This is a genomic window from Marinobacter sp. MA, from assembly GCF_048298425.1.
Lineage (GTDB): Bacteria > Pseudomonadota > Gammaproteobacteria > Pseudomonadales > Oleiphilaceae > Marinobacter > Marinobacter salsuginis.
The window spans coordinates 1,893,780-1,912,032 of sequence record NZ_CP103058.1; the positions used below are offsets into that span (position 1 = coordinate 1,893,780).

The following is an 18,253-nucleotide window of genomic DNA, read 5'->3' on the forward strand; positions in this document are numbered from 1 at the left end:
ACTTGGCGTTGGCATTCACAGTGCGCCGCTCGCCGTAGCCGCAGTCTGCGCCCTCAGAGCGGCACCAGGTGATGTACTCTTCATCGGCCAGGTTCTTGGCGTCGACAGTGAAATCCCAGTTTTGCCAGGTATATCGTTGTCCGGGCGGTCTGACGGGTTGATAACACCGTCGTTCAGGTTGCCGTACTGCGGATCATACACATCGAAGGTGCCTCCAAGGCCGTAGCCGTAGAAGTAGTTGTCCTGTTCCCACAGGGCATCCTGGCGGTCGGCACCGATGATCAGGCGATGGCGGGTCATGCCAAGCTCAACGTCGCCTTCCAGGCGAGCATCCATGTTGAAAATTTGGGTTTCAGCGTCTGCCGTGTAAATGGTGCGCGGCACCTCGCCATTGGCATCTGGAATACTGGGAATCGTGATCCAGTGCTCGCGATTCTCGGTGCTGGAACGGGTGTAACGTGCCGTGGCAGACACCGCCCAGTTGGAATTCAGCTGATGATCGACAAACAGGGTGGCTTCGGTTTTCTCGCGGTCATAGCGATCCCAGCCTGGCTCACCAACGAACCGCTCGGAACCGATAAAGCCCTGCGAACCTGGTTCCAGGGTGCCGGCCTGCGGCAGGAACTGGGCGGATACCTGGCCTTTGTTCTCCTGACGGTTCAGCAGCAGAGTAACGCTCGTGTCATCGCTGGCCCGCCAGGTCAGGGAAGGGGAGAGTACGTAGCCGTCGTCTTCCACATAATCTACCTGGGTGTCGCTGTCGCGCCCAAGTGCGATGAGGCGGTACAGCAAATCACCGCTTTCGTTGACCGGGCCGGTCACGTCCACTGCCAGTTGCTTGCGATTGAAGGTACCGTACTGGGCCCAGATTTCACCGGCCTGCTCATCTTCCGGGAGCTTCGATACCCCGTTGATGATGCCGCCAAGATCGCTCTGGCCATAAAGCATGGACGACGGGCCTTTGAGAACTTCGATGCTCTCCAGGGCGTAAACATTGGTGCGAACGGTGTTGTAGGAACCGTAGATCTGGCGAAGGCCATCGAGATAGCGGCCAGCGTCGACCCCGCGTACCTTTGCGGAATCAATTCGGGTATCAAAGCCAAAGTTTCCTGCATTTACGCCGGGTGTATAAAGCAGGGCATCCTGAATGTTCTTGGCCCCGGAATCTTCGATGAATCCGCGATCAACGATGGAGACTGAATAGGGTTGCTCTTCTACCGGAACATTGAGCTTGCCAACGGCTGGTGTCTTCTCCAGGGGCATGTAGTCGGGAGCAGTAATGGCGTCGGATACCACATCGAGTGCCTCGAGTGTGGTGGTTTCATCGGCCTGGGATTGTGCATTGGCCAGGGAACTGGCGCCGAGCAGGGAAGCGAACGCGACGAAACTGCAGCGCCGGGAGCTTGGGGCTTTCATGGGTGTTTACGCCTCTGTTGTTAATACGGAGGCGAATGATAACAATTATTATTAATGTTACAAGAACTGATGTCTTTTTGCTTGCCCGGTTCAGTCCACAGTAAAAGACAGAATTCTTGAGATATGGCTGTACGGGAGGCCGCTCTCTTCGTGCCAGCGGTTAAAGGCTTCCTGCGCCTGCATCAGCCCCTTCTTGCTGGTCGGCGAGGCATCCAGCACCTCCTCGCGGTGCAGCGCAGCAATAACATCGCGGGAAAGAATAAAGCCGTCCCAGCCCACGCGGCGCAGAAAATACTGGGCGCTGTTGCCGCCAAGCCGGGCTCCGTTGCGCTTTAGCCAGATAAGCAGGCCTGCCTGGTCACTACGTGGCCAATTGGCCAGAAACTTGCCGAAGCTGCCGTGTTCCCGGGCGGTATCCACAATCATCCGGGCATTCTCGGGCACGGTCTGAATTTTCTGGGCGTTTCGTACGATCCGCTCATCGCTGGCCAACTGTTCAAGTACCTCGGGAGAAACCTGTTGCCAGTAAAGGGGAACGAACCCTTCGAACGCTTCCTCAAACTTCGGCCATTTGTTTTCGATCACCCGCCAGACGAAACCTGCCTTGAAGATGCACCGGGTGATTTCCGACAGGTATCGGTCGTCACCCAGAGCTTCCAGTTCGCCGGGTTGGGCCACCTTGGGCAGCCGTGCGCGAACTTCGCTCTCGCCGCCTTTTTGAAGAACGGCCTGTTCGTAGATGCGGGAAAAGGGCATAACGGTCTCTGAATCAGTCCAGTCTGTTGAAGGATTTTCTCCGGCCAATGTGTGCAAGGCCATTGATCAGGGTGCCGAGCAATCCGAGTGTGGGACGCACAATCAATCGGAATACCCAGCTGCCGATGTACAACACGGGCAGCATCAGCAGCAGCCAACCGAAAAACTGCACCAGCTTTGTTGGGTAACCCAGTATTTCGGACATCTCAGCCAGAAGGTCATTGATAATACTCGGGTTCGTGACGACCAGGTACCCTACGCCAACCACGGCGGGCCATTTTGCGTAGCGGGCGGTTGCCATCAACATGCGGCCGCTGTTGGCAAGTCGTGCGCCAAGGGCGGCAGAGCGGGTACCCGAGGCGGCGCTTCTTGAAGAAACCGCAACTGCACGTCCTGCCCGCAGCACTTTCAGCGCGCTGGCAAAAACCAGAACATCCACCGATGCCCAGCCAAAGTCAGCGGCGGACACGTCCTCACCTGTGCGGTACTGAATCTCCAGGTTACGAATGCCGCTGGCGAAAAACTGGTTGATATTCTCCAGCACCCGTTCCGTTCGAACCCAGATGATGTCGCCCTGATCGTTCAGCACGAATTGACCCAGAAAATCATGCCCCTCCTCCTGGATGAAGCGCACGGCATACCAGCCGCGCACTTCCCGGGTCAGCTTTTCCTTCACGGGACGTTTTTGCTGGCCGGCAGTATCGGTGTCGGTTTTTTCGTCACCGGAAAAAAATTCCACAGCCGCCCGGTATCGAGCGGCCAAGTCGTTCATCAGCTCGATGGATCCAATCGGGTTGCTCAAGAAATAGTGGATCGGCGGAAGGACGTTTTCGCCATAAAGCCTGAGAATGTCGCGAAATTCCGGCTCAGGCCCGTAAATTGGCAAGATCTCTCGGGTCATCTCCGGGTATCGTAAATAGGCCGCGCGGGCCTTCAGTAGAAGAAGCTCATCATCCGCCATATCCAGCAATGCGGCCTGCACTTCAAGAGGTTCCGATTCGATACGAGGGAACTCCGTGAGGGTATCTTCCGCCTGAATCTGGATCAGCCGTTCTTCAATCAGCATGGGGCGCGAACTGACAGTGGCTGTCAGTGCAATGACCGTTGCAAGGCCCAGTATCAGCAGAAGTTTTCTCATCATCGGTTGACCTGAATACTCACATGACCGATCTGGTTCCGGTAAGCATGCCTCATAGAAATCTCTGTGCAATTCAACTCAGGTTTTCACTGAAGCTAACCTGCAGCGGGGATGATTCCAAGGAAAGTTTCAAGAACTCTGCTTTTGTAGCCGGATCAACCAGCGACTAAGCTTTGAAGGTTAGCTCATATGTATACGACCGGAAATGCAGATCTTTCCCGGTTTCTCGTGGGTTGCTCTGCACTGTGGTCTGGCAGGAGAGGCGCGTGGCTGGAAAGCAGGCAAAGCGTAGGTTTTTGATCAGAGAGGCGCGGGAAGACGATCTGCCCCAGATGGTTGGCTTCCTCGCCAAGTTGGCGCTGCATGTCTCGGGCGCTCCTCCCCACGATTTGAAAGAAAGTGAATACAAACGACTTCTGAGAACTCTGCATTCCTCTCTGGACGATCCCCACAGACGATTGATCGTGGCCGAAAGTAAAAGCGCGGGTCTGGTGGGCATGGGTTATGTTTATATCTGGAGAAGCCAGGGCATCTGGGAGCAGTCGGAACCGACAGAATTCAAGTCTGGTGTTATTGATGATATCTGGGTTGAACCGGAATTCCGGGGGCTTGGTATCCTGAAGGCATTGCTGCGCGACCTGGTGACGTTCGCGGAGGAACACCATGCCTCAGAGCTGATCCTCGAATACTCTGCGTCCAACAAGGAAGCCAAGGCCGCCTGGACCAAACTGGGGTTCAAACCGACCGGGGTGCGCGCGGCGGCATTCACGTCGGTGGTGAAGCAGGCGCTGGCGGAATGACAAGGACAAGAAAAGGAAACAGGCCATGATCGGCGATCGCACTGTAAATGTGTTTTACGATGAGATCATGCTCGGGCACAACCCTGAGGTGGATCTACCGTTTATGCCCAGCCGGGTGGAGAAGCGTGTGCGCTCCATTCTTCAGGGGCTGGACTTCAAGTGGAGCTATCCGGAGCACCCGGGCCGAATAAGCGCCATCAAGGAGTATCTTGACGAAAACCCGGTTGACGGCGTTCAGTTCAGGTCTGGCGCACCTGCCGCTACCTATGATCAGCTGGCTCGGGTACATACAACATCCTACCTTGATCACATATTCTCATTGGACGGAAAACGGGCCTGGCTTGATAAAGACACAACGGCTGTATCGCCCGATAGCATCAAAGCGGCCACCGCTGCCGCAGGCAACGCCATAGCCGCTGTTGAAAGTGTGGTTAAAGGGGAATGTGAAAGCGCCTTCGCCCTGATTCGGCCCCCCGGCCACCATGCTGAACCGGTCCGGGCCCGGGGATTCTGCCTGCTCAACAACGTTGCCATAGCCGCGGCCCATGCCCAGGCCAAACTGGGTTGTGAAAAGATTCTGATCATTGACTGGGACGCCCACCACGGCAACGGCACCCAGGACATCTTCTGGGCAGACCCCGATGTGCTGTTTTTCGATACCCACTGCGCGGCGCCTTTTTATCCCGGCTCTGGCCATCTGGAAGAGATCGGTGATGGCCTCGGGGAAGGCTACACCATCAATGTTCCCCTGCCGGAAACCGCTGGCGACGTCGCTTTCGAGAAAGTGTTCCGGGAGATTCTGATGCCGGCGGCAGATTACTTTGAACCGGATCTGGTACTGGTCTCTGCGGGCTTTGATCCGCACCGAAACGACATGGCCCTGAACCTCACCTACGATGGCTTCAAAGTGCTCACTGGCATTGTCCAGGCTATTGCCGACAAACACTGCGATGGTCGCTTGGCGCTGGTCCTGGAAGGTGGTTACAGCCTGAGTTCGCTGTCCAGGGGTGTGCACGCCGTACTCGAAGTGCTGGCAGGAGGGGAGGTGCCGGAAGTTCATGAAATCGGCGTGCCAGAGGCCGCGGAGGCAGCCGAGTTTCATCGGTCTGCTTTCAGTGATGATGAAGAGTGATCAAGGCCGCCTCAGAGTTGAAATTTGGCAATTACTTCCGAAAATGGCATCGGCCGGGCGATCAGGTAGCCCTGAGCCTGATCACATTCTCGCTCACGCAGCATTGCAAGTTGCTCTTCAGTCTCAACTCCTTCTGCAATCACCTTGAGGTTCAGGCTGTGAGCCATGGCAATGATCGTGTTTGCAATCACTTCACTGCCTGGATCGGTAGTGACCTCGTTTATGAAGGATTTATCGATCTTTAAAGTATCGATAGGGAAGCGCTTAAGGTAGCTCAGGCTTGAGTAGCCAGTGCCGAAATCGTCGAGCGAGATGCTGACGCCAAGACTGCTGAGCTGAGACATGGTGTCGATTGCCGCCTCAACCTCATAAATCAGAGCGCTCTCTGTGATTTCCAGCTCAAGGTAGGCCGGCGGCATGCCGGTTTTGTCCAGAACTTCTTTTACAACAGTCACAAGATTCTCTTGGTGAAACTGTCTGGCAGAGAGGTTCACTGCAACTCTCAGTCCCGGAATTGCTACTGCCTGACGACAAGCTTCGTAGAGCACCCATTTTCCGATAGGTATGATCAAGCCCGTCTTTTCTGCCAGGGGGATGAAACGGTCAGGTGGAACCAGTCCTTCGGTAGGGTGCTGCCAGCGCAAGAGAGCCTCGAGGCCAACAAGCTGACGAGAGGCGATATCGATCTGAGGCTGATAATACAATTCGAGCTGGCGCTCCTCCAGCGCATGCCTGAGCGAAGTTTCCAGAGCAAGCGCGTCGTTCAAGGCGCCGTGATCCGAGGCAATGAAATGCCGGTAGTCGTTGCCACCTTGCTCCTTTATCGTGGCCATCGCTGTTCTGGCACGATTGATCAACACATCCACGTCTATGCCAGTTCCGTCACACTCAGCGATTCCCATGCTGCAGGACACGAATAATTCTCGTCCGTCCTCCAAAGAAATTACTGAGTGCAATTGGCCGTTGATGCAGGTAGCAATCTCAGAGGCGTCGGCTCCGCTCCTGTCAGGAAGCAACACGATAAACTCGTCACCACCCCAACGCGCAACCGTATCGGCTTCGGCAACACAGGCAAGTATGCGTTCAGCGACTTTGCGCAGAACGTAGTCCCCTACCGTGTGCCCCAGGCTTTCATTCACCTGTCGAAAGCGATCTACGTCGACATAGAGAATGCTGAACACGTTTTTTCGCCATTCAGCTTGAAGAATCGCCTGCTGCAGGCGGTCGGTAAACAACAGCCGGTTCGGCAGTTCGGTAACACTGTCAAAGTGAGTGAGATACTCCAGCTGGTGGCTTTTTGCCAGGTTGGCGATCGCGAAAGCGATGTCACCGGCAACCTCGTTTAAAAGTCGCATTTCGGCTTGATCAAAAGAGAATGCCTCTGCTCGGTATAGCAGCAGGGCAACTTGTAGTTCCTGATCGCGATGCGTTAGCGGGAATGCTACCAATGCCCCCACGCCAAGATTGATCAGGTCATTGAAGCCCCTGTTGTAATCTGGCTCGGGGAGCTCATTTTTTATGACGATGCGATGATTCTGCAGGCACTCGCCTACGATGGCCGTTTCTGCCCTGGATAACGGCCTGTTGCTAAACCTGTTGTTGGCAGAATGCTGGTTCAAGACGGTTCCTTGGCCCGAGTCGTGGTTGTACTCGACGATCATGGCTGAGAGTAATTCGCCTTCCTCGACCGTAAGCCGGGTAGCTTCCTCAAAGAGAGCTTCCCGGGTCTGTACCCTGACTATCAGGGTATTGATGCCACTCAACACCTTGTGGATACGGTTGAGTCTCAGAATCTTTTCCTCGGCCTTAAGTCGCTCTGTAATGTCCATTACCGAAGCCATGATGTAGCGCCCCTCCACCGTATGCACCGGGTTAAGGGCTATTTCGGCAGGGAATTCGGAACCATCATGGCGCAGGGCGAAAAGTTCGCGCCCCTCACCCATCATTCTCTGTTGGGGAGCATTCATGAACCCGCGCACGAAACCACTGTGCTCCTCGCGAAAACGAGGAGGTATCAGGCTTTCCAGGGGCTTACCGACCAGGTGATTTCGAGGGTAAAGAAACAGGGAGTGGGCTAACTGGTTTGCCATTTGAATAATGCCAGCCTGATCAACCATTACGGTGGCGACGGGCGAGGAATCTATGGTTGAGCGGAAGCGTTCCTCTTCACGGTTCAGCGCATCAGCGCCGAACCAACCGACAAAGCTGAGCACAAGAATGCTCGATACGGCGCTGATTGCAAACCCGAACGCCTCGCTGTAGTAGCCTGCCTGAAGGCCTTTAAGACTAAGCCAGCACATTAAAAGTGGCGTGACTATTATAAACGGCAGAAGCTTTCGTACCGAACGACCACCGACGTAAGGGCTTGTGGCAGAGGCCATGATCCCCTCGTTTGGTCTAACCAGAAGCATGGCTGTACTGCAGAGCACGAAAAGGAGGGATGTGTGGAGGGCCATGGTTGAGAAAATCGTTAACTCAAATTGCTGAACACCGAAAACGTAACCGGTCAGCGCTGAGCCGCTGATAGTGAAAACCGTTAGAGCGAGGACCTGCAGTGCAATAGTCGAGTGGCGAACAGGTAATAGGGTGACCATCCATGCAGCGCCGATGAGGCCGAAACAGAGCGCCGTCCCGATGGACATTCGACCAGGCCAATCGCTCGGGGGCGTTGCTGTATCCTGGACGAACAGGTTGTCGATTCCCAGCTGCCACCCGCTAGCGTATTCAAGGAGCGTAAGACCCGGGATAATCAGTAGGAACGCTGCGATTGTAAGTGTAACCGGACAATCTGAGCGAGGCCTGTAAATCAGAGCCTTGTGGCGGAGTATGAGGCCGCAGGCGAGAAAGCACATCGCTGTGTTGAACTTCATCGACTGGAAGCCGGGAAGGATGCGCTTTCCGGCTTCAATGTCAAAAAACCACGACAACAAAACCAGTGTGGCAAGAGCGATTGTGATCCAGCCGATCTGGTGCACAATGCGCCTGTAGATCCCAGAGGGTCTCGTCGCAGCGTGGGTATTGAATCTCAGGGCTTTATCGCTTGTCACCTTCAGAACTCCTCCTTGAGCGGGCGCAGAAACTGCATTGCTGAGACGCTAGCTCGGACTCCAGGATCGCATCCTTCAGCCTCTCACCAACAGCATAGCTACAGGTCGAAAAATTGCTACGCGTGTAGGTTCTTTATACGGTTATACCTTCCTTCTGGACGTTATTTCCGTGAAATCCGTGCTTGTTAATCCGTCCGTTGCCGCAGGATGATCAATGTATTTTCAGCGTTTGATAAATGTTAGTCGGCTATGGCTGCAATGCCTGAATCACACATCGCCTGGATATCGTCGGTAGAGTACCCGCACTCTGCCAGCAGTTCTCTGGTTTGCTCGCCCAGCCGTGGTGCCCCTTGCCACTGTTGCTCTGGTGTCGCCGAGAAGCGTGAAGGTGCCCGGGCCTGACGGAGCCGCCCAGCCTGTGGGTGATCATAGTTTGAGAGCAGGCCGTTCGCCTCAACCTGAGGATGGTCCAGCACTTGAGTTCGGGTTAACACCGGGGCACAGGGCACTTGCTCGGCTTCCAGTTTTGCCAACCAATGTTCGGCCGTATCGGTTTTTATAACCGACTGGATCAACTCCAGCCTCGCATCAATATTCTCCTGACGCAGCTTGGCTGTCATGAAGCGAGGATCCTCCGCCCACTCCGGGCGGTTAAGAGCTCGAATCAGGGCTTGCCACTCCCGGTCGCTCTGAACCGCAATGGTAATGTAGCCGGTGGTGGTCTCGTAGATCAGGTCCTGAAGACTTGCTGCTTCCTGTTGTGGCACTTCGCTGTGAACGAAGGTCTGGCTGCCCATATCGGAGCTCCACAAAAACGCGATGATCGCGTCCAGCATGGATAACCGCACATGCTGAGCCTCGCCCGTGCGTTCCCGAGCGAACAGTGCCGCGGTGATCGCCTGGGCGGCGGTCACACCGGTGAGTTTGTCGGGAAGAATCGTTCTCACCAGTTGCGGGCGCAGCTCATCCGCGCCTGCCTGCACGGTCGCTAACCCCGAGAGGCCCTGAATCAGCGGGTCGTATACCGGTCGCTGGGAATACGGGCCGGTATCACCAAAGCCACTGATTGACACCACGATCAGGTTCGGAGCCACCTTACGCAGTTGCTCTTCACCAAGCCCCATCCTCTCAATGACTCCCGGTCGGAAGTTCTGCACAAAGACATCGGCCGTTGCCACCAGGCGAAGCAGTGCATCGCGGCCTTGCTGCTCTTTCAGATTTAATGCCACCGACTTCTTGTTACGGTTGTTGTTCAGGTACAGCGCCGACATGTCCCCCTGCCGGTTGGCGGCGGAGCGAGTGAAGTCGCCGCCGGCCGGGTTTTCAACCTTGATGACCTCGGCTCCCTGATCCGCCAACATCATGGTAGCCAGCGGTCCGGAGATCATGGCGGTCAGATCGATAATGCGGATTCCGTCGAGCGGTCCGGTCATGGAAAAGAGCTCCTGTTGTGTTCTGAGGGCGCTCCCAGACGAGAGTGCACCACTCGGAAAAAGGGTTCGTACTCTAGACTTTATGCTGCATCTGAATAGTTGTTGATACGCAACAGAGAAGAAAATTCATCAAACCAGAGGAGCGCCAGTGTCCACCAGCGTCGAAATGAGTGAAATTTTTCTCGAGTACCCCACCGAATCCGGCAAGGTCGCTGTACTCAAAAATGCCTCTCTCATGGTGCCCCCCGGAGAAACACTGGCAATCACCGGACCCTCTGGCAGCGGGAAAACCTCGCTGCTTCTTCTGCTTTCCGGCTTGCAGCGCCCGACCAGCGGCGAGATCTTTGTGGGCGATCAGCGCCTGGGCGAGATGGATGCCAACGACCTGGCGGACTGGCGAAGTGCGCACCTTGGCATCATTTTCCAGTCCTTTCACCTGTTGCCGGGCCTGACGGCCCTGGGGAATGTCAGTCTGCCGCTTGAAATTGCCGGCGAGGAACGACCCCGGGAACGGGCGCTTGCCATGCTGGAGGCGGTTGGCCTCAGCCATCGTCTGCAGCATTACCCGGGGCAGCTGTCTGGGGGAGAGCAGCAACGTGTCGCGATTGCCAGGGCGCTGGTGCACCAGCCGAGCCTGCTGCTGGGGGATGAGCCAACGGGCAACCTGGACCATGAAACCGGCGAGAAAGTCCTTTCCCTGTTATTCGATCTTCACAAGGAGAGCAAATCCACGCTGGTGCTGGTAACGCACGACGAGCGCGTTGCCGAGCGATGCCAGCATCGGGTTCGAATGGATGGTGGTCGTCTTTATGAATCGTGAAAGCCCTCGCCAACCCCGTTCCACGAGCCCGCTATGGATGATCAGGTTCGCGATCACCGATCTGCGATCACGGATCTCTGCGCTGAAGGTCTTTCTGGCCTGTCTTATTCTGGGCGTCACCCTGGTAGCTGCGACAGCCAGCCTTTACCGGGTGATCGAACAGAGCCTGCTGGCGGATACCCGGGCGTTGTTGGGCGGTGATGTAGAGCTGGATACCAGCGAGCCCCTGCCGGATGAAGTGCTCGAGTGGATTCGGGCCACCGGCAACATTTCGCTGGTCCGGGAATTCGATACCATCGTGAGTGGCAGCGGCGGTGACGGATTTTTTCGGGCCGAGATACTGGTCCCGGATGCTCTGTATCCCCTCTACGGCGAACTGGAACTGGTTCCTGATGAATCCCTGCAGGATCTGACGGCCCGGAAACAAGGGCAGTGGGGCGCCATCATCGATCCACTGCTGGCAGAACGCCTTGGTCAGTCTGTTGGCGACCAGATCGAGATCGGCGCAGCCACCTTTCGAATCAGCGGTCTTATCGAGAAACAACCTGATCGGAGCCTGAATGCCAACTGGCGTGGCCTGCCGATCATGATTTCTGAACCGGCGGTTGAGGCAACCGGATTAATCCGCCCGGGTAGCCGTGTGGATTACGAATACCGGGTGCAGACCGAGCAGAATCTCGACACCTGGCTTGAGCTATTCGAGCAGGCATTCCCGGACGCCCGATGGGAAATCACAACCTTCGCCGAGCGCAGCGAGCGAATCTCCGAGCGGCTGGACCAGATTGCTACAGCGCTGATCCTTATTGCTTTCACCACCTTGTTCATTGGCGGCCTCGGCGTTGCCAACAGCATTCACGCCTACCTTGATGAAAAGCTGGGCACCATTGCCACGCTGCAAACATTGGGCCTTCGCCGAAAACCGCTAGTGGGCATATACCTGCTGCAGATTGGCATTCTGGGTAGCCTGGCCGGGCTTGTTGGGGGCGGCATCGGACTGGGGCTGTCCGCCCTGGCAATTGGCGTGGCGGGGGATGCCTTCGCGCTGACGGGGCCAGACGGGGTGGGAGGCTGGTTGTCCTTGTGGATCATCCCCTTACTACTGAGCTGGTTGTTTGCCGTGCTGACCGCCTATGTGTTCGCTCTGCCGGCTCTGGCGCGTGCTCTGGCTGCTGCACCAGCGGGGCTTTTTCGAGGGCAGGTTCAGGCCGCCCCGAATGAACCCCGCAGTTGGCGGATTGCCAGTTACCTTTTGCTGGCAGTCTACATAGCCGCGACGCTCCTCTTGCTTCCGTCGCCCCATCTGGGATTCCTGTTCCTGCTGGCGGTAATCGGGCTCTGGGGGCTCTTGGAGGGTTTGATCAAGGGATTGCGCCGCAGTGCAAAGGCCCTGGAAAACGGCGGCTTCGCTGATCGCAGGTTTGCCCGGCGTCTGGCCCTGGCCAACCTTCACAGGCCGGATTCTCCCCTGCGGGCCACGCTGCTTTCTCTGGGTACCGCTCTCACGTTGGTGGTGGCTTGTACGCTGATGGTCACTACGCTCATGCGGGCCCTGGAAACCACGATACCGGAAGAGTCACCGGCGCTGATTCTGTACGAAGTGTTCCCGGACCAGATGGAACCGCTGCGAACAGGGCTGGAAGCCCTGGACAGCTCCAGCCGCGTGGAGCTGCTCCCGATGGTCCGTTCCCGGCTTGCCACCATCAACCAGCGGCCGATTGCCGAGGTGCTTGCCGACAACGCCGAAGCCAGGCGGGAAGCCATGGGGGATGAATACAAACTGAGCTATCTCTCCGGCAACCCAGAAGCTCTCGAATTGGTGGAAGGAAACTGGTGGACGTCGCCGGCCCCTGAAGGCGAGCCTGGCTACATGGCCATGGAGGATCGGGAGGCGTATCAGCTTGGCCTGGGGGTAGGCGATCAGCTCACCTTTACTGCACAGGATAAGAGCATCAATGTCGAAATCCGTGCAATCTACCGGCAAAAAGGACTCCAGACACGATTCTGGTTTGAGGGGATATTGCAGGAAGGGGCGCTGGACGACCTGATCAGTCTGTATGTAGGCGCGGTTTATCAGAGCGACGAGGCGGCCAAGGAATCCCAGCAATGGTTGGCACAGAACATCCCCAACGTGATCACGCTGCGGACGGCAGACTGGCTCGAAACGGCCGGGGACCTGCTGAACAAGGCTGCCGCGGGGCTTGCGGCGGTCGCCTCCGTAAGCCTTCTTGCCAGTTTGCTGGTGCTTTCCAGCGTGGTCAGTGTGAGTCGCAGGCGGCAGCTCTACGAGGCGAACCTGTTGCACTGTCTTGGCGCCCGACATGGGGCCATAAGGCAATCCATGTTGCTTGAAACCGGCTTGCTGACTGTTCTGGCAACGGTCTTCGCCACAGGGCTTGGCGCGTTAATTGCCTTACCCGTAGCTGACCTCGCCCTGAAGCTGCCTGCAGGTGATCTGTGGTGGGTTGGGGCGCTGGTTGCGGGTGTTGTCAGCTCTCTGGCGCTGTTGGGTGGACTCCTGCCCACGCTCAAGGCAATGCGGCTGAATCCTGCTGTGTTGCTCAGAGACAGTTAAAACGTCTTGCTGACGCAATAAATTCGTCTTTTAGGTAAATGAGGAGGAAAAGTTATTTAAATTATATACTTAAGATCGCCAAAAAATGCCATTTGTTCGTTTTTTGGCCGGCATCACGAGTTGCAGGCTCAAAAAATCCGGTTATATTGAGAAAATTAAGGAAAATTGCCTACCAAATGGCAAATTTCAAAAATTTTCACTAAAACATCTACGGTAGTATTTTTACGTATGCTTTTTGCACATAACTCGTGTTGTGTAGGCATAACAGACACACACTTATCGTCCACAAAAGAAAAAGAGAGAAAAACTATGATTCGCAAACTTGCACCGCTGGTATTCGCTTGTGCTGCAGTCACCTCCGTGAACGCCACAGCAGACCAGCTGGACACCGTGATTCAACGTGGCACTCTGAACTGTGGCGTGGTTCTGGACTTCCCACCCATGGGGTACTTTGACGAGAACAACGAGCCGGCTGGCTTCGACGTGGATTACTGTAACGACCTGGGCGAAGCGCTCGGCGTCGACGTTAACGTTCTCAACCTCACCTGGGGCGAGCGGATCCCATCTCTGGTCTCCGGTAAAACCGACGTTGTTATCGGTTCCACTTCCGATACGCTGGAACGTGCCAAAACCGTCGGCTTCACCTACCCGTACTTCGTTTTCAAATTCCAGGTCATTGCGAACGAGGACAAGAACATTGAATCCTTCGATGACCTTAAGAACCTGAAGGTTGGCGCAGCACTCGGTACTACCTACGAAACCGAGTACCTGGCCTACGCTGAGCAGCAGGGCTGGGGCAAGGACAACTACACCTCGTTCAAGTCTGAAAACGACGCCTACCTGGGTCTGTACCAGGGCAAGGTGGACGCGATCATTTCAACCAACACGAACATCGCAACCAAGCTGCGTAGCGAAGAGTTTGCGGACTTTGAAGCAGGTCCCTACGTACCCAACTACGACGACGTTGTTGGCATCATCGCCAAGCGTGACGAGGTGGCCTGGATCAACTACCTGAACCTGTTCCTGGTTCGCCAGATTCGCGATGGCAACATGAATGAAGCTTACAACAAGCACTTCGGCACCGATGCACCTGCCGATCTGATCCAGTCCCTCCGGGACAACAAGTAAGCGCCGAAGCGACGGCCGCCAGACAGGCGGCCGTCATTGCATTGGTTCCCGGGGCAGGCGCTCATTCAGCGGCGCGCTGACCCAAAATTCTGATCGCAGCTCTATTTCAAGGGCAGTGGTCGAGTTTCCTACCATTCATTAAATGGCCAAGGTATGGACTACGAATTTCACTGGAACGTTGTGTTCCAGAACATGCCCCAGCTGCTGAACGGTGCCTTCGTTACCTTGCACGTATCCGTTCTAGCCATGCTTCTGGGCATTGTGATCGCAATACTGTTGGCGATCGCCAAAATGAACAACACAAAGTTCTTCAGCCAGGTTGCCACGGTGTGGGTCGAGATTGCCCGGAATACGCCGGCCCTGTTTCAGATCTACATGGCCTATTTCGGCCTTGGTGCCTTCGGGATTCACCTGAGCCCTTATGTGGCCGTGTTGAGTGCACTGGTCTTCATCAACGCGGGCTACCTCACGGAAACTTTCCGGGGTGGCTTCCAGTCGATTCCCAGCACCCAATACAGTGCCTCCAAGTCCCTGGGTATGACCAGCATCCAGTCGTATCGCTATATCATCCTTCCGCAGATGCTGAGGCGCATCTATCACCCGATGACCAACCAGTTTGTCTGGTCGATTCTGATGAGCTCTCTCGGGATTCTTGTGGGTATGAGTGAACTCTCCGGCACAACTCAGAGACTGCAGTCACTGTCGTTCAGAACGCTGGAGTTCTTCATCGTGGCGGCGGTTATGTACTTCATCATCACCAAGCTGGTGTTGTTCGGGGCATCGCTGCTTGCCCGTCGACTGTTCAAGGGGGAAATCTGATGAATTCCTTATTCACACCCCTTTCCTGGAGCGATAGCGGGCTGATCCTGACCGGTGTCTGGAACACCGTCATCATCTCGGTTGTGGCCATCGTCGTGGGTACCCTGCTGGGTCTGGTGGTCGGCTTCATCCGCTCCGAGAGCAACAAGGTGGTCAATGTGGTGTTCGGGGGCGTTCTGGACGTGCTCCGGAGTGTGCCGCTGATCATCCAGCTGATTCTGTTCTCAACCTTCGTTGGCGCAATGGGCAACCCCCTGGCGCCGTTTGTTGCGGGCTCCATTGTGCTTTCGCTTTACACCATGGCGTTTATGGCCGAGGTGTTCCGCGGAGGCTTCGAGAGTGTCAGCCCCTCAATGCAGACAGCGGCGCGCTCACTGGGCATGACCAAGTGGCAAACCATCTACCACATCCGCTTGCCCATCGGCCTGCGCGCGGTGTTCCCGTCCTGGCTGGGTGTTTCGCTCAGCGTTATCAAGGACTCGGCGCTGGTGTCGGTGATCGGTTACATGGAATTGCTGCGCACGTCAGAACAACTTATTTCAAGAACCCAGCAACCGCTCGAGATTCTCATAGGTGTTGGTATCTTCTACTTCATTATTTCGTACCCGCTTTCCCACTACGGCCGGTACGTTGAGAGGAAAATGGCAATATGATCAGTGTACAGAATGTCCATAAATCCTTCGGTGATCTTGAAGTGCTCAAAGGCGTGAGCCTGGACGTGCAGAAAGGCGAAGTGGTGAGCGTTATCGGGGGCTCCGGTAGCGGCAAGTCGACTCTGCTGTACTGCATCAACGCCATCGAGACCATCAACAGCGGCAAGATTCTGGTTGATGATGTGGATGTGCATGCCAAGGCCACCAACAAGGACAAGCTGCGCCAGAAACTGGGCATGGTGTTTCAGCAGTGGAATTCCTTTCCCCACATGACGGTACTGGAGAATGCGGCGCTGGCCCCCAGAATCGTCAAAAAAATGAGCAAGGAAGAAGCGATCGAGATTGCCAAAAAGGAACTGGAGCACGTTGGCCTGGGTGACAAGCTGGATGTGTACCCAACCAAGATGTCCGGTGGTCAGCAGCAGCGCCTGGCCATTGCCCGTGCCCTGGCCATGAAGCCCGACTACATGCTGCTGGACGAGGTAACCTCTGCGCTCGATCCGGAGCTGGTGGGCGAGGTTCTCGATACCCTTCGCCTGTTGGCGGAAGAGGGCATGACCATGATCTGCGTAACCCATGAAATGGGCTTTGCGCGGGATGTGTCCGACCGGGTGGCCTACTTCCATCAGGGCGTGATTGCGGAGATTGGTGAAGCCAGGCAGGTGATTACCGATCCGCAAAACCCGCTCACTCAGAAGTTCCTCTCGAAGGTGCGCTAAAAAGTCGCCACAGACGTGGTGCTGGTTGGGGGAGTTTTTGGACCCGCTTCCCCAGCCATTTTTACGTGTTAGTTCCGGTTTTTCAGAACCTCATAAATTTGCGATATCGCGTCGTCCTGCCCCTCTTGTTCCATCATATCCTCGAGTAATTCCAACACCCGTTTCTCATCGGTACTGCAGAGTCCTGGCCAGTAAACATAAGGCACCAGATCCGGATTGCGGATAAAGAACAGCGCGGTTTCTTCCGGCGCGTTCGCAATGTCGCCCCGCAGGCCCAGGGTGAAATGGCGGCCCTCATGGCCCTGCAGTGTTACGAGAAATGAGTTGTCCCGTTCAATGAACCGGCTTTCCTCAACTGAAATAGGCTCCGCAAGGTCGGGTACTGACGTGATGTAATACTGAAAACCCAGGAATGCCACCAATACAACAAGCAGGGCGGCCAGGGCAGTGGATTTGATCATTGAGTGTCTTCCGTTCGGGGCAAGCGTGCCTCAATCCTTTTTCATCAGGTACTCCGCCACCGCTTGATAGGCGGGCAGCGAGGTTGGGTCTATCTTGCTGTTACTGGCATTGGGAAACGATGCGAAGCGTACCAGAACCATGTCGGCGGTGGGGTCAATGTAAATGGTTTGCCCGTGCACGCCTCGAGCGGCATAAGCGCCATTGGCATTGTGGAAGATCCACCACATGCCACGGTAGCTCCCGCCGGGGAGGGTTTTGTAGCCAGCCTTGGCAAAGGCCTTCTTGTCGCCGCCGGCCTCAATTGCATTCACCACAGATTCAGGAAACAGTTGCTGGTCTTTGTACTGGCCCTTGTTCAGCATCAAGAGGCCAATCCTTCCGAGATCCCTGAGCCCTGCGCTCAGGCCACCGCCCGCGAACGGCGTACCTTTGGCGTCTATCGTCATGTAGGCGTCCTGTTCAGTGCCCAGGGGTTGCCACAGGCGATCGGAAAGGAGATCCGCCACGCTCTTACCGCTCACCCGGGAGATGATCCAGCCGAGGGCATCGGAATTGACCGTACGGTAGCCGAACGCATCGCCGTGTTCGCCTTTCTGCTCAACGGTTTGCAGGTACTCGAAATAACCCTCCGGCCCGCTGTAATCGGGAGGCTTTGGCAAGGGGCTGGCGGCGGCAGAGTACTGCCAGATGTCTGCTTCGGGATCGGCGTAGTTTTCGCTGTAATCCAGCGCGGTGGTCATATCCATCACTTGTCGCACCGTTGCACTGCCGAAGGCACTGTCGCGCAACTCGGGTACAAGCGTGCCGACTTTAGACTGGACATCAAGTTCGCCCTCAGCGACCAGAATTTCTGCCAGCAAGCCGGTGAGGGACTTTGTCATCGACATGGCCGCGTGTTTGCCGGCTTCGTTCAGGCAACCGTTGTAATACTCATACACGATCTTGCCATGATGCAGGATCAGTAGCCCGTCGGTGTAATTGTCAGACAGAGACTCCTGCCAGCCCATGGGAGTGTCGCTACCAATCGGCGTGAATGAAATGCTATTGATGCCATTGTCCAGGGCGTAGGGCAGAGGATCCGGGGCACCTATGCCACGACTAACTTGAGTGGTAGGGAGCAGCTCCCGTATATGGCACACCGTCCAGCGCAGTTTCGGAAAGCTGAAGTAATTGCTTTGCGGTTGCCCGATCAGTTTATCGTCTGAAGGTGGAAAACCGGTCATCCATTGCAATGCTCCCGGGTCAGATGCCTCAGCGCTCATCGCAGCTGAAGCCTGGGTAGTGGCCCATGCGCCTGGAATGCTTAACGCGAAGAGCATCAGGGCGTGAACAGGATTGAAGCCGGGCATGTCCATTTA

15 protein-coding genes are annotated in these 18,253 nt (G+C 56.0%); 8 read left to right on the plus strand and 7 right to left on the minus strand.

Translation table 11 applies throughout. The features are described 5' to 3' along the window. Positions 1-15: 15 nt before the first annotated feature. The 3 genes from NUW46_RS08785 to NUW46_RS08795 all read right to left on the minus strand — a co-directional run bounded on the left by NUW46_RS08785 (position 16) and on the right by NUW46_RS08795 (position 3,313). Positions 16-1,416, minus strand: coding sequence for a TonB-dependent siderophore receptor (locus NUW46_RS08785; protein ID WP_418141876.1), 1,401 nt, complete (start codon positions 1,414-1,416; stop codon positions 16-18). Positions 1,417-1,506: 90 nt separating this feature from the next. Continuing rightward, entirely contained in the window at positions 1,507-2,172 is a 666-nt protein-coding gene (locus NUW46_RS08790; protein ID WP_136629713.1) for a DNA-3-methyladenine glycosylase I, read from the minus strand. A 13-nt stretch (positions 2,173-2,185) separates the two neighbouring features. Further along, on the minus strand, positions 2,186-3,313 hold the full coding sequence (locus NUW46_RS08795) for a hypothetical protein (protein ID WP_418141877.1): 1,128 nt from the start codon (positions 3,311-3,313) through the stop codon (positions 2,186-2,188). 263 nt (positions 3,314-3,576) lie between these two features. Here NUW46_RS08795 and NUW46_RS08800 point away from each other — a divergent pair, with 263 nt between their 5' ends. Then, positions 3,577-4,110 (plus strand): GNAT family N-acetyltransferase, encoded by a 534-nt coding sequence (locus NUW46_RS08800; RefSeq protein ID WP_305966181.1) that lies wholly within the window; start codon positions 3,577-3,579, stop codon positions 4,108-4,110. Positions 4,111-4,135: 25 nt separating this feature from the next. Beyond that, positions 4,136-5,242 carry a histone deacetylase gene (locus tag NUW46_RS08805; protein ID WP_418141878.1) on the plus strand — a complete coding sequence of 369 codons (1,107 nt, stop codon included), beginning with the start codon at positions 4,136-4,138 and terminating at the stop codon, positions 5,240-5,242. A gap of 11 nt (positions 5,243-5,253) precedes the next feature. On the opposite strand, the gene NUW46_RS08810 is transcribed toward NUW46_RS08805, so the two are convergent. Beyond that, the gene (locus tag NUW46_RS08810; RefSeq protein WP_418141879.1) at positions 5,254-8,289 is read right to left on the minus strand and encodes an EAL and GGDEF domain-containing protein; all 3,036 of its coding nucleotides are present in this window, start codon (positions 8,287-8,289) and stop codon (positions 5,254-5,256) included. A 239-nt stretch (positions 8,290-8,528) separates the two neighbouring features. After that, entirely contained in the window at positions 8,529-9,722 is a 1,194-nt protein-coding gene (locus NUW46_RS08815; RefSeq protein ID WP_418141880.1) for a CaiB/BaiF CoA transferase family protein, read from the minus strand. 166 nt (positions 9,723-9,888) lie between these two features. Between NUW46_RS08815 and NUW46_RS08820 the strand changes: the two genes are divergently transcribed. From NUW46_RS08820 to NUW46_RS08845, 6 genes are all read left to right on the plus strand, one after another. Next, positions 9,889-10,542, plus strand: a complete 654-nt coding sequence (locus NUW46_RS08820; protein WP_418142021.1) for an ABC transporter ATP-binding protein — start codon at positions 9,889-9,891, stop codon at positions 10,540-10,542. A gap of 37 nt (positions 10,543-10,579) precedes the next feature. Next, complete coding sequence (locus tag NUW46_RS08825) at positions 10,580-13,114, plus strand: ABC transporter permease (RefSeq protein WP_418141881.1); 2,535 nt, start codon at positions 10,580-10,582, stop codon at positions 13,112-13,114. Between the two features lie 309 nt (positions 13,115-13,423). Beyond that, complete coding sequence (locus tag NUW46_RS08830) at positions 13,424-14,242, plus strand: transporter substrate-binding domain-containing protein (protein WP_136632295.1); 819 nt, start codon at positions 13,424-13,426, stop codon at positions 14,240-14,242. A gap of 153 nt (positions 14,243-14,395) precedes the next feature. Continuing rightward, positions 14,396-15,061, plus strand: coding sequence for an amino acid ABC transporter permease (locus NUW46_RS08835; protein ID WP_418141882.1), 666 nt, complete (start codon positions 14,396-14,398; stop codon positions 15,059-15,061). Then, entirely contained in the window at positions 15,061-15,714 is a 654-nt protein-coding gene (locus NUW46_RS08840; RefSeq protein WP_069184658.1) for an amino acid ABC transporter permease, read from the plus strand. The genes NUW46_RS08835 and NUW46_RS08840 overlap by 1 nt, the downstream gene beginning before the upstream one ends. Beyond that, positions 15,711-16,433: an amino acid ABC transporter ATP-binding protein gene (locus NUW46_RS08845; RefSeq protein WP_418141883.1), complete on the plus strand. Its 723-nt coding sequence runs from the start codon at positions 15,711-15,713 to the stop codon at positions 16,431-16,433. The genes NUW46_RS08840 and NUW46_RS08845 overlap by 4 nt, the downstream gene beginning before the upstream one ends. Positions 16,434-16,501: 68 nt before the next feature. Here the strand turns inward: NUW46_RS08845 and NUW46_RS08850 are convergent, their stop codons facing one another. Both NUW46_RS08850 and NUW46_RS08855 read right to left on the minus strand, forming a co-directional pair. Next, entirely contained in the window at positions 16,502-16,894 is a 393-nt protein-coding gene (locus tag NUW46_RS08850) for a hypothetical protein (RefSeq protein WP_418141884.1), read from the minus strand. Positions 16,895-16,924: 30 nt separating this feature from the next. Next, complete coding sequence (locus tag NUW46_RS08855) at positions 16,925-18,244, minus strand: serine hydrolase domain-containing protein (RefSeq protein ID WP_418141885.1); 1,320 nt, start codon at positions 18,242-18,244, stop codon at positions 16,925-16,927. Positions 18,245-18,253: the final 9 nt, after the last annotated feature.

Coding starts and splice junctions, on each gene's coding strand:
- NUW46_RS08830 (WP_136632295.1), top strand. CDS start 13,424: ATGATTCGCAAACTTGCACCGCTGGTATTCGCTTGTGCTGCAGTCACC.
- NUW46_RS08785 (WP_418141876.1), bottom strand. CDS start 1,416: ATGAAAGCCCCAAGCTCCCGGCGCTGCAGTTTCGTCGCGTTCGCTTCC.
- NUW46_RS08850 (WP_418141884.1), bottom strand. CDS start 16,894: ATGATCAAATCCACTGCCCTGGCCGCCCTGCTTGTTGTATTGGTGGCA.
- NUW46_RS08845 (WP_418141883.1), top strand. CDS start 15,711: ATGATCAGTGTACAGAATGTCCATAAATCCTTCGGTGATCTTGAAGTG.
- NUW46_RS08805 (WP_418141878.1), top strand. CDS start 4,136: ATGATCGGCGATCGCACTGTAAATGTGTTTTACGATGAGATCATGCTC.
- NUW46_RS08840 (WP_069184658.1), top strand. CDS start 15,061: ATGAATTCCTTATTCACACCCCTTTCCTGGAGCGATAGCGGGCTGATC.
- NUW46_RS08815 (WP_418141880.1), bottom strand. CDS start 9,722: ATGACCGGACCGCTCGACGGAATCCGCATTATCGATCTGACCGCCATG.
- NUW46_RS08790 (WP_136629713.1), bottom strand. CDS start 2,172: ATGCCCTTTTCCCGCATCTACGAACAGGCCGTTCTTCAAAAAGGCGGC.
- NUW46_RS08855 (WP_418141885.1), bottom strand. CDS start 18,244: ATGCCCGGCTTCAATCCTGTTCACGCCCTGATGCTCTTCGCGTTAAGC.
- NUW46_RS08820 (WP_418142021.1), top strand. CDS start 9,889: ATGAGTGAAATTTTTCTCGAGTACCCCACCGAATCCGGCAAGGTCGCT.
- NUW46_RS08825 (WP_418141881.1), top strand. CDS start 10,580: ATGATCAGGTTCGCGATCACCGATCTGCGATCACGGATCTCTGCGCTG.
- NUW46_RS08795 (WP_418141877.1), bottom strand. CDS start 3,313: ATGATGAGAAAACTTCTGCTGATACTGGGCCTTGCAACGGTCATTGCA.
- NUW46_RS08835 (WP_418141882.1), top strand. CDS start 14,396: ATGGACTACGAATTTCACTGGAACGTTGTGTTCCAGAACATGCCCCAG.